The organism is Nocardia vinacea NBRC 16497 (assembly GCF_000308835.1).
In the GTDB taxonomy this organism is placed as follows: domain Bacteria; phylum Actinomycetota; class Actinomycetes; order Mycobacteriales; family Mycobacteriaceae; genus Nocardia; species Nocardia vinacea.
The window spans coordinates 1-14,792 of the sequence record NZ_BAGN01000026.1; the positions used below are offsets into that span (position 1 = coordinate 1).

Below are 14,792 nucleotides of genomic sequence, written 5' to 3' on the forward strand. Positions count from 1 at the left end.
GATGAGGAGGAGTGGAACTGACAGAGCGCTGAGCAGGGCTGTCTTCACGCCGGACATCCTAGGGGAGAGGTGCCGCGGGTGTGGCGCAGTGTTCGTCGGCGGGTCATCCGCCCTGCACGCCGAGTACATCTGCGGCTGGCACCGTAAGGCCATGAACGCTGAGCTGATCGTGTCGATTTCCGGGATCCGGGACACCACGCGGGACGCGGCTATCGAATTCGCGGCCGAAATGGATCGCCGCGATGTGCGGCTTTCGCTGCTGGTCGCGCCCCGGTTGAAGGGTAGCTACCGGCTGGTGGAAGATCCGGCGACGCAGTCGTGGCTGCGCGGTCGGCGGGCCCGGGGCGATGCGATCGTGCTGCACGGCTACGACCAGGCGGCGACCAAGCGCCGCCGAGCCGAATTCGCCACACTGCCCCGGCACGAGGCGCGCCTGCGGCTGACCGCGGCGGATCGGGTGCTCGAGCAGGTGGAACTGCGCACCCGGCTGTTCGCGCCGCCGCGCTGGGATGCCTCGGCGGGCGCCATCGAGGCGCTGCCCGAGGCCGGTTTCCGGCTCGCGCTCGGGCTGACCTCGATTCTCGATCTCGAGCGCAATATCGCCCAGAAGGCACGCGTCTACGGCATGGGCGAGGGTTTCCGCACCGAGCCCTGGTGGTGTCGTGCGCTGGTGCTCGGTGCGGCCAGGACCGCGCGTCGCGGCGGTGTGCTGCGGCTGGCCGTTTCCGCCGCTCAGCTCGGCCGTTCCGGTCCGCGGCAGGCGATGCTCGACGCGGTCGATCTCGCTTTGTTCCACGGCGCGGCCAGCGACGTGTACCGCTGGGAGCCGTTCGCCGCCGTCAAGGCGGCCTGATCGGGTCCGCCGGAAGCCGTGCAGGGGTGTGGTCGGCACCGCCCGCACGAGGCGCCGCCGCCCGTAATGGCGTGACCGGGCGGCGGCGCGCGGCGTAATCGACTCTCCACCAGCGTTATTCGGTGCTGCGCCGGACGGGTTTCGCTTTTCTGCTCGGCACGGCCGCGGTCGCGTTATGCGTGAATCCGCCCGCTTCCTCTCGGGTGAGCGGTTTGGTGTGTGGATGCTTATCCAGTTGCGCCATACCGCGCGCGATATCGGCGAGCAGTAGGTCGGCCATATCGATGCTGAATCCGTGCCGGACCAGTGCGCGCATGATCGTCTCGTTCTCGCGGTCGGCGGGCAACGGATACGCGGCGATCAGCCACCCCCTCGTCCGCAGCCGATCCGATAGTTCGTAGAGATTGAATCCGACATCCTCCGTCAGCCGCCACGACACCGCCGCGATGCCCCGATGCGGATTGCCGTCGTGGATCATCTCGAACGGACCCAATTTCAGCAGGCCATCGGCCAGATGCTGGGCGACGTGGTAGAGCTGGGACTGCAGGCGGGCGTATCCGGTGTGGCCGAGCCGGATGAATTCGTAGTACGAGGTGATCACCTGCCCGCCGGGGCGGGAGAAGTTGAGATTGAAGGTGGCCATGCTGCCGCCCAGGTAGTCCACATTGAAGATCAGCTCCTCGGGCAGATCGGCGGCCTCGCGCCAGATCGCCCAGCCCGAGCCGAGTGGCGCGAGCCCGGTCTTGTGGCCGGAGGCATTGATCGATTTGACCCGCGGTAGCCGGAAATCCCAGATCAGATCCGGTGCGGTGAACGGCGCGAGGAATCCGCCGCTGGCGGCGTCGACATGGATGGGGATATCCAGGCTGCTGACCTCCTGCAGCCGGTCCAGCGCCTTGCTTATCTCGGCGACATCCTCGAACAGGCCGGTGTAGGTCTGCCCGAAGGTCGGCACCACCATCATGGTGTTGTCGTCGCAGTAGGCGGATACGTCGTCGGGACGCATGGTCAGCCGGTCCCCGCGCAGCGGAATCTGCCGTATTTCCACATCGAAATAGCGCGCGAACTTTTCCCAGCACACCTGCACCGGGCCGCAGACGAAATTCGGGGTTCCGGTGCCGCCACCCTTGCGCCAGCGGAATTTGGCGGCCAGACCGCCGAGCATCGCGGCCTCACTCGAGCCGGTGGTGGAGGTGCCGTGCGTGCCTCCCGGATCCGGCGCATGCCACAGATCGGCGACCATCCGCACACACCGCCGCTCCAATTCGGCGGTCTGCGGGTATTCGTCCTTGTCGACGATGTTCTTGTCAAGGCATTCGTTCATCAGCCTGCGCGCCTGGTCGTCCACCCAGGTGGTGCAGAAGGTCGCCAGATTCATCCGGGAGACGCCGTCGAGCATCAGCTCGTCGTGCACGATCTCGTAGGCGACCTGCGGGATCAACTCGTTCATCGGAAATCCGGCCTTCGGCGCCGAACGGCGCAGGCCCGGCAGGGCGAATAGGTCGTCGGGCTCCAGTCCTTCTGTCATCGAACCGCCTCCGAATATGGATCGCGTGATGTTTGCGAAACAGTGGCAACCAGCGTCGACGCTTCAGCATGTCACAGCGGCGACCGGATTTTCGGTGTTCCGATCCGGACGACACAGACCGATCGGTCGGCTGATTTCTTCGTATGCACCGAGCGGTTCTGCCAGAGTGGGCGTGCGGCATGCGGCCGCTTCCGTGTGCTGGATCGGATCTGAAATGAGGTTTCGCAGATGATCGACGACTCCCACATCGCGGCGCTGCGCCAGCGGGTGGCCGCGCTGATGCCGCAGGCGAAAACCGATCTCACCCAACTGGTTTCGTTCAAGTCGGTGGCCGATCCGCGACAGTTCCCGCTGGAGGAGTGCGACCGGACCGCGCAGTGGGTGGCCGACGCGTTCGCCGGTGCGGGTCTGACGAAGGTCGGTCTGCACGAAACTCCCGATGGCAGTAAGGCCGTCATCGCCTCGCGTCCCGCGCCGAACGGCGCGCCGACAGTATTGCTCTACTCCCACTACGACGTGCAGCCGCCGCTCGACGACGATGCCTGGCGCACCCCGGTCTGGGAGCTGACCGAGAAGGACGGCCGCTGGTACGGGCGCGGCAGCGCGGACTGCAAGGGCAATATCGTGATGCACCTGACCGCGCTGCGGGCCCTCGGCGCGGAGTTGCCACTCGGCGTGACGCTGGTCGCGGAGGGTTCCGAGGAGCAGGGCACCGGCGGACTCGAACAATTCGTCGAGGCCAATCCGGAGCTGTTGCGCGCGGATGCGATTCTGATCGGCGACTGCGGCAATGTCGCGATCGGTGTGCCGACCTTGACCGAGACCCTGCGCGGCAGTGTGAACGTTGTCGTCACCATCGAAACCCTCGCAGGGCCAATGCATTCCGGCATGTTCGGCGGTCCCGCACCCGATGCGCTCGCCGCGCTCGTCTACCTGCTCGCCTCCCTGCGCGACGAACACGGCAACACTACGGTGGCCGGACTGCCCAATGATCAGCGCTGGACCGGCGTGCAGTACTCGGAGGACCAATTCCGCGCGGACGCAGGCGTACTCGGCGGCGTCGAACTCGTCGGTGACGGCACCGTCGCCGATATGCTCTGGGCGCGACCGGCTTTGACGGTGGTCGGCATCGACGCACCGAAGGTGGTCGGCTCGGCGATGGCCATCCAGCCTGCCGCGCGAGCCCGGCTCAACCTGCGCATTCCGCCGGGCACCGATCCCGACCAGGCGCTGGAACTGCTGACCGCGCACCTGCGGGCGCATACGCCGTGGCGCGCAAAGATCACCGTGGAAACCGAGGCGACCGGCGCACCGTTCCGATCGGCCAGCGGCGGCCCCGCGCGCACCGCCATGGAAGCCGCACTCACCGCCTCATACGGCCGCGCGACCACCACACAGGGCCAGGGTGGCTCGATCCCGCTGTGCAACGTCTTCGCAGATACCTACCCGCACGCCGAGATCATGCTGCTTGGCGTCGAAGAACCCAAATGCCTCATCCACGCCCCCAACGAAAGCGTCGACCCCTCCGAAATCGAACATATGGCCCTCGCGGAGGCACTCTTCCTCAGCACCTACGCCGAACAGGTCCGCTGAGAGGGTGCTGGACACCTGATCACCATGTATCCCGTTTGCCACCGGGGATACATGGTGATCAACATTCCGAGAGTCAGAGGTCGCGCTGGGTCTCGGGGGAGATGACGGTGAATTCTGTGGCGGCGGGGCCCATTTCGGCCAGGCGACCGAAGTAGATGCCCTGGGCTTCGGGTTGGATGATGCCGAAGTGGATGGGGAAGGCGGTGCGGGGGGCGACCGCGCGCAGGTAGTCGACGGCCTCGCTGATGCGCATCCACGGTGCGGATGCCGGGATGGCGAGGACGCCGACCGGTACCGGTGGCACCCAGAGCGAGTCGCCGGGGTGCACGAGTTGGGCGGGATCGTCCGGGGTGCCGAGTTGGAAGACGGTGTTGTCGATCACCGGGATCTCGGGGTGGATCACCGCATGCCTGCCGCCGCCTCCGGTGATCTGGAGGTCGCCGAGGGTGATCACATTGCCCGCGTGCACCGGCTCCCACGGTTCACCGCGCTGCTGTGCGGTCTGGGGGTCGCTGAACAGGCGCGCATTCGGGTTGTGGTCGAGTAGCACCTCGATCCGGCTCGGATCGATATGGTCGGGATGCTGGTGGGTGACGGCGATGGCGTCCAGGCCGGTAATGCCCTCGAATCCGTGTGAGAAGGTGCCCGGATCGAACAGCACCTTCTTGCCGTGCAATTCGACGAGGATGCAGGAGTGGCCGAAGTGGGCTATGCGCATGGGGCCATGCTATTTGACTCGACCCCGACCGCAGCTCGGACAACCTGGACAACTACGCTGCTCAGGTAACCCCAACACCACCTGAGGAGCAACGCGTGGCACGAGTCGTGGTCGAGGTGATGCCGAAGGCCGAGATCCTGGATCCGCAGGGTCAGGCCATCGCCGGCGCGCTCCCGCGCCTGGGATTCGCCGGAGTGTCGGATGTACGGCAGGGCAAGCGATTCGAACTCGATGTCGACGACAGTGTCAGCGACGCGGAGCTCGAACAGATCGCCGAGGCGCTGCTCGCCAACACCGTGATCGAGGACTGGAAGGTCGTGCGGGTTTCAGCATGAGCGAGCGTAGCGAGCGAATCGAAAACACAGCCGCCTTCGCGGGCATGACGGAGCCGAGCGCCAGCGAGGCGCAGTCATGACCGCGCGAATCGGGGTCATTACCTTTCCCGGGACGCTCGATGATGTCGACGCGGCGCGGGCGGTCAAGCTTGCTGGTGCCGAGGCGGTCAGCCTCTGGCATGCCGATGCCGATCTGAAGCAGGTCGACGCGGTGGTCGTGCCCGGCGGCTTCTCCTACGGTGACTACCTGCGCGCCGGTGCCATCGCCCGGTTCGCCCCGGTAATGGGTGAGGTCGTCAAGGCCGCGGGTCGGGGTCTGCCGATTCTCGGCATCTGCAACGGTTTCCAGGTGCTGTGCGAGGCCGGTCTGCTGCCCGGTGCGCTGACCCGCAACGAGGGTCTGCACTTCGTCTGCCGTGACGAATGGCTGCGCGTCGAAACCGCGAATACCGCATGGACCTCGCGCTTCGAGCCCGGTGCCCAGATCCTCATCCCGGTCAAGAACGCCGAGGGTCGCTACCAGGCCTCCGAGCGGGTACTCGACGAACTCGAGGGCGAGGGTCGGGTGGTCTTCCGCTATGCCGGCGACAATCCGAACGGCTCCCAGCGCGATATCGCGGGCATCGCCTCGGCCGATGGCCGGATCGTCGGCCTGATGCCGCATCCGGAACACGCCACCGAGCCACTGACCGGTCCGAGCGACGACGGCCTCGGGCTGTTCCTCTCGGTACTCGACACTCTGGTCGCTGTGTAGTTGGCCGCGCCTGCGGCGCGGCGTGTTCGCGGCCCCTTGTGTCTCGCGGTAAGTCACCCAACTCAAGTGATCCGGGCGAGGATGTCGAAATCGACGCCGTCGGCCAGCGCGATATAGCCGTGCTGTTGGGCCTGGTTTCCGATGAATCTTCGGGAACCGCCAGGGGTTTCGAGTTGCACACCCTGATCGAGGGCCGCGTGCACGTCGGGTACGTCCAGTGCGCCGACCGTCTCGCCGATCGCGCGCAGGGTGTGGATCGCCTCGTAGCTCATATTGCTGAAGCTGGTCAGTGCGGGTGCGAAGGTGCCGTGTAGTCGGCGGTAGCGAGTCAGCCGGTCGCGGCCGTCGTCGCTGCGTGGGTCGACGAAGAAGCTCGATGCCACGTAGAAGTTGTGGTTGGCCTCGGGGCCGCCGGTCAGCAACACATTCTCGTCGGCGGCCGGGCTGATGCGCAGCAGTGTGTCGGCGCGTCCGGTCGCGGCGAACTGCCGATTGAAGCGGGAGACATCCGCGCCGACCATCAGGATGATGACGGCGTCGGCCTGGTCCAATGCGGGATTGTTGAGGAATTCCCCGAAGTCCGGTGCGCCGAGCGGGACGAATCGCTCCAGCACGATGGCGCTCGGATCGGTCAGGCTGCGCCGTACCGCTTTGGCCGATTCGCGCGGCCAGATGTAGTCGTTGCCGATGATCGCCCAGCGGCGCACACCGTGTTCGCGTTCCAGCCAGTGCACGGCGGGCAGGGTCTGGCCTGCCGGATGTTCCCCGAGCATCAGCACTCCGGGTAGCTCATTGGTGAGGCCCTCGTGTCCGGTGGCGAAAAGGTAGGGCACTCGACTGGCATTGGCGCGCGCTACCGCTAGTCGCACCGCCGAGGTGTGCCAGCCGGTGATCGCGTGCACCATTCCGGTGGCGAGCAGCGCCGAAACCTCCTCGGCGACCTCGCGCGGATTCCGGCCACCATCGATATTCGTGGTACGAATTTCACGGCCGAGGAATCCGGCGCCGGCATTGATTTCGTTGACCGCAAGGGAAATCGCGGCATCGCAGGATGCCGCGACGATACCGCCCGGTCCCTGCATCGGAACTATGTTCAGTATCTCGATCGTGCCGTCTGGGCTCTCGCCGAACGCTGACATTCGGTACTCTTCTTCTCGTTCGAGCGAAATTCATGGCAGGCAGGAAATAATGACGACCATTGTAAGTGGATATTCCACGCTGCATGGTGCGCTGCGTGCCGCGGAACGGCGTTGGCTGGATCACCTCGACGCCGCCCTGTGCGCCAGGCAACTAACAGCCGATCAATGGTCGATGCTGTCGAATCTGTCCACCGAGTTCGGGATCACCATGAGTGAGCTCGCGGCCAGGTCACAGCTACCGCCGTCATCAGCGACCAGGCATGCCGATGCCCTCGCCGAACGCGGCCTGATCTTCCGGGTGGCCGCCGAGGACGACCGCCGCCGCATCCTGATCGGCCTGAGCAGGCTCGGTTCGGATCTGGTCGACGCGGTAAGCGCCGAGGAGGAGCGCGCGGAGCAGGAGTTGCGTTCGCGCATTGGTGTGCGGCGTTATGCCGAGCTTATGCGTTTGCTCGAACTCGTTTCCGCCGGGTAGCCCATTTCGGCAAGGGTAACCTTAATCATCGGATGAATTATTCCGATAAACGTCCCGAACGTTCGGTTTCGAAGGTGTGAGCGTGAATTACCATTCATTCGGTTATGTTCAAAATTGAAGCATTTTGGCGAGCTGCGAGATGACCCGATATCCGACATCGGTGTGGTGACGAATTCGGCTCCCGCTGGTCATCGGAGGGGATAGCGACTGCCCGGAGGTGTGGCTCGATTGCGCGCTGAAGGGCGCGGAACTCGTTGTCGCAGGTGCGGGATTTGGTCGGGATCGAGCCGATCGGGTCCTGAGGTCTGCTGGGGGTCTGCCTAGGATCGCAGGCATGCCCGTTTCCTCTACCGCTGCCACGGCCGCCGGGTTGTGCGCCTTCATCGACGATTCACCGTCGCCGTTCCACGTATGCCGGACGGTCGCGCGGGAACTGGACGCCCACGGCTTCACCCCGCTCGCGGAGTCGGCGCCGTGGCCATCGGATGGGCCGAGCCGCCATTACGTCGTGCGCGGCGGTTCGCTGGTCGCGTGGGCGACAGCCGATTCCGCCGGTGTGACGCCGTTCCGGGTGGTCGGTGCGCATACCGACAGTCCGAATCTGCGGGTGAAGCAGTATCCGGATCTGGCAGCGGTGGGATGGCAGCTGGTCGGGTTGGAGCCCTACGGCGGTGCCTGGCTGAATTCGTGGCTGGACCGGGAACTCGGCATTTCCGGGCGACTCAGCGTGCGCGACGGAAATGCGGTGCGCGACCAGCTGGTTCGCATCGATGATCCGATTCTGCGGGTGCCGCAGCTGGCCATCCACCTGTCGGAGGACCGCCGGGGGGTCACCCTGGACCCGCAGCGGCACGTCAATGCGATCTGGGGTCTGGGTGCGCAGCCGCGATCGTTCCTCGAATTCGTCGCCGAATATGCCGAGGTCGATCCGCACGCGGTGCTCGGCTGGGAGCTGATGACCCACGATCTGGCACCGAGCCGGTTGGTGGGTCGCGACCGCGATCTGGTGAGCGCGCCGCGCCTGGACAACCAGGGCACGTGCTACGCCGGATTGCACGCCTTCCTCGCGGCGATCGCGGAACCCGGTGCGGCCATTCCGGTTTTGGCGATGTTCGATCACGAGGAGGTCGGCAGTCAGTCCGATCGCGGCGCGCAGTCCGATCTGCTGCCGACGGTGCTCGAGCGCATCGTGCTCGCACGCGGCGGTGGCCGCGCCGAATACCTGGCCGCGCTGGCCGGATCCGTCTGCGCCTCCGGCGATATGGCGCATGCGACGCATCCCAACTACCCGGACCGGCATGAGCCCGCACACCGCATCGAGGTCAACGGCGGTCCGGTGCTCAAGGTCAACCAGAATCTGCGCTACGCAACGGATGCGGCAGGTGCGGGTGCCTTCGCCCTGGCCTGCGCCCAGGCCGAGGTCCCGCTACAGCGCTACGTGCACCGAGCCGATCTGCCCTGCGGCTCCACCATCGGCCCGATGACCGCCGCTCGCACCGGCATGCCCACCGTCGATGTCGGCGCCGCGCAACTGGCAATGCATTCGGCCCGCGAAATCATGGGCGCGGCAGATGTTTCGGCCTACGCCGCCGCCTTGGCCGCCTTCCTCACACCTACACTGCTCGACCGGTAGGTGCTGCGGAACTCCGCAGCCCGTATTCCTCATGGGCGCTCACCGAACTCGCCGAGCCGGTATGGCTCGCAGATCGGCGAGTTGTGCTGCGACACTCTCGAGTGGGTCCTGAGCATCGAAGTAGGCCGTGGCAGGTCCGGCGCCAACCGCGACTTCGGCAGCAGGCCCGTCCGTGCAGGCGGAGCGGGCGACCGCCGATCAAACTGCGGCGCTGGATGTCTCGGGGGTTTTGGTCGGGTGGTTGGTGATGACGGCGACCACGAATATCGCCAAGGTGGCGAGAACGTAACTGCTGCCGATGATCTGCTGCCACCAGGCCCAGCCGAGTTCCAGGTCCTTCGAATGCGGCAGGAGCCATTGGGGGCCGATCATGAACAGGACGGTGCAGGCGGCGACGGTGCCGATGAACCAGCGGTTGCGGGTGCCGCGGGCGATGGCGTCGGCGGCGACCAGGATGGCCGGGGCGATCCAAACCCAGTGGTGTGACCAGGAAACCGGCGACACCAGCAACACCGCGGCAGCGTTGACCATCAGTGCGGCAACCTGCTGGCCCGCTTCGAGCAGTCGGCGCATCCATACCGCCGCGAGGGCAATCGCGATGAGCGACAGTGTGATCCAGATCAGGGTGGCCAGGGAATCGGAGACGCCGAGGCGGAAGGCCATGCCCTTGATCGACTGATTGCCCGCGAAATACGGCGGGCCGATGCGGCCGGTATCGGCCAGGGTGTGGAACCAGTATTCGGCCGAATCGCTCGGGAACAGCAGAAATCCGAGTCCGACCGCGACGATCGCGGAGACGATCAGCGTGCCCGCCGCCTTCCAATCCCGGCGTAGCAGGAAGTACAGCAGATATCCGGCCGGAATCAATTTCACCGAGACCGCGATGCCGATGAGCATGCCGCGCGGCCAGAACGGTTTGCGGACAAGACAATCCATGGCGACCGCGGCCATCAGGACCAGATTGATCTGGCCGAAGCCGAAGGTGGCCCGGATCGGTTCGGACGTCTGCGCCACCGCGACCATACCGATGACCAGCGCCAGCACGGTCCGCCGCTCGAGGGTCGGGCGCAGCCGCGCGAGCACCAGCCAGAGCGTGATGCCGAGGCTGAGCACCGAGGTGGCGGTCACCAGCACCTCGGCCAGCGGCAGCGGCATCAGCGCGAGCGGTGCGAAGAACAGGGCGGCCAGCGGGGGATAGGTGAACGGCAGTCCGATTCCCTCGACCGGAGGCATCGGTCCGTACAACTCGCCGTCGTCGAGCCACACACGCGCACCGTTGCGATAGACCTGGAGATCGATATATCCGTTCCACCAGTGCACCACCAGCGAGACGATGGCCGACACGGCGAACATCGCCACGGCGATCAGCAGCCAGCGCACCTGCGGGTTCGACAATGAGAATCGCGGCGAGATGTCCGAGTCGGCTTCGAGCCGGATGTCCTGCGTGGTGACGGGCTGCTCGGCCGGATCCGCAACCCCCGATCGATCGTTCACCGCCAAAGAGTAGCGGTTGCGAGCTCCCGCGATGTGTGCCGACCCGAGGCATCCACGCCCGAAAACCGGCGATCCGGAAGACCGGTCGATGCGACCGGTCGCCCATCGAGGGCCACGGCTAAACTTCATGGCGAATCCCCAGCTTCGCGCTCCGGCCCGAAAGGACCCTGGTACTCCGTGACTCCGCAGGTCGACACCGTCAGCGCAGCCGCAGCAACTCCCGACGCCCCGCAGCCGTACAAGGAGCTCGGTCTCAAGGACGACGAGTACGCGCGGATCAAGGAAATCCTCGGCCGTCGGCCGACCGACGCCGAACTGGCGATGTATTCGGTGATGTGGAGCGAGCACTGCTCCTACAAGTCCTCGAAGGTGCATCTGCGCTACTTCGGCGAGACCACCACCGACGAGATGAAGTCCGCGATGCTCGCCGGCATCGGTGAGAACGCGGGCGTCGTCGATATCGGCGAGGGCTGGGCGGTCACTTTCAAGGTGGAGAGCCACAACCACCCCTCCTATGTGGAGCCGTATCAGGGTGCGGCCACCGGTGTCGGCGGCATCGTGCGCGACATCATGGCCATGGGCGCGCGGCCCATCGCGGTAATGGATCAGCTGCGCTTCGGTGCGGCGGACGCGGCCGACACCCGGCGCGTGGTCGACGGTGTGGTGCGCGGTGTCGGCGGCTACGGCAACTCGCTCGGCCTGCCGAATGTCGGCGGCGAGACCGTTTTCGATGCCTCCTACCAAGGAAATCCACTGGTCAACGCGCTGTGCGCGGGTGTCATGCGGGTCGAGGATCTGCATCTGGCCTTCGCCTCCGGCGCGGGCAACAAGATCATTCTGTTCGGCGCGCGCACCGGCCTCGACGGCATCGGCGGTGTTTCGGTGCTGGCCTCGGACACCTTCTCCGGTGACGAATCCGGTACCGGCCGCAAGAAGCTGCCGAGCGTCCAGGTCGGCGACCCGTTCGCCGAGAAGGTGCTCATCGAGTGCTGTCTCGAGCTGTACGCGGCCAAGCTGGTGGTCGGCATCCAGGACCTCGGTGGCGCCGGATTGTCCTGTGCCACTTCCGAACTCGCGGCCGCAGGCGACGGCGGCATGCATATCGACCTGACCAAAGTGCCGCTGCGCGCCAAGGGGATGACCCCGGCCGAGGTGCTCTCCAGCGAATCGCAGGAGCGCATGTGCGCGGTGGTCATGCCGGAGAATGTGGACGCGTTCATGGCCGTCTGCCACAAGTGGGATGTGCTGGCCACGGTCATCGGTGAGGTCACCGAGGGCGACCGGCTGGTGATCAGCTGGCACGGCGAGACCGTTGTCGATGTGCCGCCGCGCACCGTCGCACATCAGGGCCCGGTGTACGAGCGCCCGGTGCAGCGACCGGATTTCCAGGACGCGCTCATCGCCGACACTCCGGACACGCTGCCCCGGCCGAAGACTCCGGACGAATTGCGCGCCACCGTATTGCAGATGGTCGCCAGCCCGCAGCTGTGCAGCCGCCGGTGGATCACCGAGCAGTACGACCGCTACGTCCGCGGCAATACCGTGCTCGCCGAAAATGCCGACGCGGGTGTCATCCGGATCGACGAGGAGACCGGCCGCGGCATTGCGCTCGCCACCGACGCGTCCGGCCGCTACACCAAGCTCGACCCCTACACCGGCGCGCAGCTCGCGCTGGCCGAGGCCTACCGCAATGTGGCCACCACCGGCGCGACGCCGAAGGCCGTCACCAACTGCCTCAACTTCGGCTCTCCGGAGGATCCGGGCGTCATGTGGCAGTTCCAGCAGGCGGTGCGCGGTCTCGCGGACGGCTGTGTGGCCCTCGGCATTCCGGTCACCGGCGGCAATGTCAGCTTCTACAACCAGACCGGTCAGGACGCCATCCTGCCGACCCCGGTGGTCGGCGTGCTCGGCGTCATCGACGATGTGCACCGGCGCATCCCGACCGGACTCGGGCTGGAGCCGGGCGAGACGCTGATCCTGCTCGGCGAGACCGCCGACGAATTCGGCGGCTCGATCTGGTCGCAGGTAACCCACGATCATCTCGGCGGTGTGCCGCCCAAGGTCGACTTCGCCCGCGAGCAGCTGCTCGCGGAGGTGCTGACATCGGGTTCGCGCGACGGCATGATCAGTGCGGCGCACGACCTTTCCGAGGGCGGTCTGATCCAGACCGTGGTCGAGGCCGCGCTGGCCGGCGAAACCGGTTGCCGCATCCTGCTTCCCGAGGGTTCGGATCCGTTCGTGCAGCTGTTCTCCGAATCGGCGGGCCGGGTGCTCGTCGCGGTGCCGCGCTCGGAGGAGACCCGCTTCACCAAGATGTGCACCGCGCGCGAATTGCCGTGGGTGCGCATCGGTGTGGTCGATCAGGGTTCGGATTCCGTCGAGGTGCAGGGCCAGTTCTCGATTACTCTGGCCGACCTGCGCGAGGCGCACGAGGGCACGCTGCCGAAGCTGTTCGGGGCCAGTGCCGTTTGAGCGCGCCGGAGGCTGGTGAAGTCTCGGCAGTCCTACGCGGGGGCGTCGGCACGCTTGTCGGCGCCGTCGAGCGTTTCTTCCATCCGAATTACGTCGGCCTCATCGTGGCCACGGTGTTCTTCGGCTGGTCGCTGACACCCTCACTGCTGCCACGGGATTGGCTGTTCGAGGGGCTGGTCAGTGGGATCAATGCGGCCATCGGCTACGGCGTCGGCTGTCTGTTCGACTGGGTTTACCGCAAGTGGTTGCGGAAACCGTTGCGCCGCAAGGTCGCTCAGTTGCCGCCTACGGTCACGCGGGCGTGGGCGAAGCGGCCGAAGTGGCTGTCAGGTGCGGTCAAGACCACGATTGTGCTCACCTGTCTCGGCGTCGCCGTTTTCCTGCTGGTCGAATCGGCCCGCTGGCAGCGCGAAATCACCGCGCTCATGGGCATGGAACCCACGACGACTTCCGGCTTCCTGCGCACCGGCGCAATGAGCGCGCTGGTCGGCGCGATCGTCATCGCGGTTTTCCGGACATTGCGGCGGCTTGTCCGTTCGATCGCATTCGAGCTGATCAAGCGCGCCCACTTTCCGCGCCAATTGGCCGTGCCGACCGGTGTGCTCATCGTGGTCGTCGCGGCAGTGCTGCTGTTCAATGGCGTGCTCACCAAAGTTTTCTTCGACGTGGCGAATTCGGCGTTCAGCGTGCGCAATAGCCACACCTCACCGAATGCCGTACAGCCACAGTTGCCGGAACGCTCCGGCAGTCCGAATTCGCTGGCGGCCTGGGACACGCTCGGTTCCGAGGGCCGCTGGTTCGTCTCCTTCGTGCCGACTGCCGCCGATATCAGCCAGGTCACCGGAAAGCCGGCGCGCGAACCTATTCGGGTCTACGCCGGATTGGAATCGGCCGACGGGCCGGAAGCACAGGCCGAATTGGTCGCGGCGGAGTTGGAGCGCACTAAGGCATTCGAGCGCAAGGTGCTGGTCGTCGTGACGACGACGGGCACCGGCTGGGTCGATTCGTCCAGCGCCGAATCCATCGAGCTGATGTACGACGGTGACACCGCGATTGCCGCGACCCAGTACTCCTATCTGCCGAGTGTGCTGTCGTTCCTATCCGATAAGGACAAGGCCACCCAGATGGGAAAGCTGGTCTTCGACAAGGTTTATGAGCACTGGTCGGCCCGGCCGAAGGAAGCGCGGCCCAAGCTGCTCGTCTACGGCGAGAGCCTGGGATCCCAGGGCTCCGAAGGTGCTTTCACCGGCCTGGCCGACATCCGTTCGAAGACCGACGGCGTGCTGTGGGTCGGACCGCCGAATTCCAACCGGCTGTGGAGTGAATTCACCGCCCGCCGTGATCCGGGCACACCGGAGACCCTGCCGACCTATGCCGACGGACTGGTGGTGCGTTTCTCCGACAGCCGCGCCGACCTGTGGAAGCCTGGGGACAATTGGCTGCCGCCGCGCATCGCCTATCTGCAGCACGCCTCCGATCCCGTGGTCTGGTGGTCGGCGGATCTGCTGTTCAGCGAACCGGATTGGCTGCGCGAACCGCGCGGTCCCGATGTGTCGTCGCGGATGGCGTGGTATCCGATCGTCACGTTCTGGCAGGTCGCCGCGGATCTGCCCCGAGCGCAGAGCGTCAGCGACGGACACGGGCACAACTACGGCAACCTGGTATTGGATGCGTGGGCCGCGATCGCGCAGCCGCCGGACTGGTCGGCCGATCTGGCGGATCGGATCCGGAACTATCTGGCCATCTCCTCGGCCCGTGAGCACCAGCTGAAATAAGCACCCACCTGGGCGGGCCCGAA

The 14,792-nt window shown here is 66.1% G+C and carries 12 protein-coding genes; 8 read left to right on the plus strand and 4 right to left on the minus strand.

Features of this window, described 5'->3' with window-relative positions:
- Nucleotides 1-151 precede the first annotated feature (151 nt).
- The gene (locus ON44_RS03600; RefSeq protein WP_040686353.1) at nucleotides 152-853 is read left to right on the plus strand and encodes a DUF2334 domain-containing protein; all 702 of its coding nucleotides are present in this window, start codon (nucleotides 152-154) and stop codon (nucleotides 851-853) included.
- Between the two features lie 115 nt (nucleotides 854-968).
- Here ON44_RS03600 and gad read toward each other — a convergent pair whose 3' ends face one another.
- Nucleotides 969-2,381: a glutamate decarboxylase gene (gene gad / locus ON44_RS03605; protein ID WP_040686354.1), complete on the minus strand. Its 1,413-nt coding sequence runs from the start codon at nucleotides 2,379-2,381 to the stop codon at nucleotides 969-971.
- Between the two features lie 228 nt (nucleotides 2,382-2,609).
- Here gad and ON44_RS03615 point away from each other — a divergent pair, with 228 nt between their 5' ends.
- Nucleotides 2,610-3,974 carry a dipeptidase gene (locus tag ON44_RS03615; RefSeq protein WP_040686356.1) on the plus strand — a complete coding sequence of 455 codons (1,365 nt, stop codon included), beginning with the start codon at nucleotides 2,610-2,612 and terminating at the stop codon, nucleotides 3,972-3,974.
- Between the two features lie 73 nt (nucleotides 3,975-4,047).
- Here ON44_RS03615 and ON44_RS03620 read toward each other — a convergent pair whose 3' ends face one another.
- Nucleotides 4,048-4,692 carry an MBL fold metallo-hydrolase gene (locus ON44_RS03620; RefSeq protein WP_040686357.1) on the minus strand — a complete coding sequence of 215 codons (645 nt, stop codon included), beginning with the start codon at nucleotides 4,690-4,692 and terminating at the stop codon, nucleotides 4,048-4,050.
- A gap of 95 nt (nucleotides 4,693-4,787) precedes the next feature.
- Between ON44_RS03620 and purS the strand changes: the two genes are divergently transcribed.
- Nucleotides 4,788-5,027 carry a phosphoribosylformylglycinamidine synthase subunit PurS gene (purS, locus tag ON44_RS03625; protein WP_040686358.1) on the plus strand — a complete coding sequence of 80 codons (240 nt, stop codon included), beginning with the start codon at nucleotides 4,788-4,790 and terminating at the stop codon, nucleotides 5,025-5,027.
- Between the two features lie 76 nt (nucleotides 5,028-5,103).
- The gene (gene purQ / locus ON44_RS03630; protein ID WP_040686359.1) at nucleotides 5,104-5,781 is read left to right on the plus strand and encodes a phosphoribosylformylglycinamidine synthase subunit PurQ; all 678 of its coding nucleotides are present in this window, start codon (nucleotides 5,104-5,106) and stop codon (nucleotides 5,779-5,781) included.
- Nucleotides 5,782-5,843: 62 nt separating this feature from the next.
- On the opposite strand, the gene ON44_RS03635 is transcribed toward purQ, so the two are convergent.
- Nucleotides 5,844-6,920, minus strand: a complete 1,077-nt coding sequence (locus ON44_RS03635) for a substrate-binding domain-containing protein (protein ID WP_051181463.1) — start codon at nucleotides 6,918-6,920, stop codon at nucleotides 5,844-5,846.
- Nucleotides 6,921-6,969: 49 nt separating this feature from the next.
- Between ON44_RS03635 and ON44_RS03640 the strand changes: the two genes are divergently transcribed.
- Entirely contained in the window at nucleotides 6,970-7,395 is a 426-nt protein-coding gene (locus ON44_RS03640; RefSeq protein ID WP_040686360.1) for a MarR family winged helix-turn-helix transcriptional regulator, read from the plus strand.
- A gap of 334 nt (nucleotides 7,396-7,729) precedes the next feature.
- Entirely contained in the window at nucleotides 7,730-9,028 is a 1,299-nt protein-coding gene (locus ON44_RS03645; RefSeq protein ID WP_040686361.1) for a M18 family aminopeptidase, read from the plus strand.
- A 198-nt stretch (nucleotides 9,029-9,226) separates the two neighbouring features.
- Here ON44_RS03645 and ON44_RS03650 read toward each other — a convergent pair whose 3' ends face one another.
- Nucleotides 9,227-10,522: a glycosyltransferase 87 family protein gene (locus tag ON44_RS03650; protein ID WP_051181475.1), complete on the minus strand. Its 1,296-nt coding sequence runs from the start codon at nucleotides 10,520-10,522 to the stop codon at nucleotides 9,227-9,229.
- A 177-nt stretch (nucleotides 10,523-10,699) separates the two neighbouring features.
- On the opposite strand from ON44_RS03650, the gene purL reads away from it, so the two are divergent.
- On the plus strand, nucleotides 10,700-12,994 hold the full coding sequence (gene purL / locus ON44_RS03655) for a phosphoribosylformylglycinamidine synthase subunit PurL (protein WP_040686362.1): 2,295 nt from the start codon (nucleotides 10,700-10,702) through the stop codon (nucleotides 12,992-12,994).
- Nucleotides 12,991-14,769, plus strand: a complete 1,779-nt coding sequence (locus tag ON44_RS03660; protein ID WP_051181464.1) for an alpha/beta hydrolase — start codon at nucleotides 12,991-12,993, stop codon at nucleotides 14,767-14,769. The genes purL and ON44_RS03660 overlap by 4 nt, the downstream gene beginning before the upstream one ends.
- Nucleotides 14,770-14,792 lie beyond the last annotated feature (23 nt).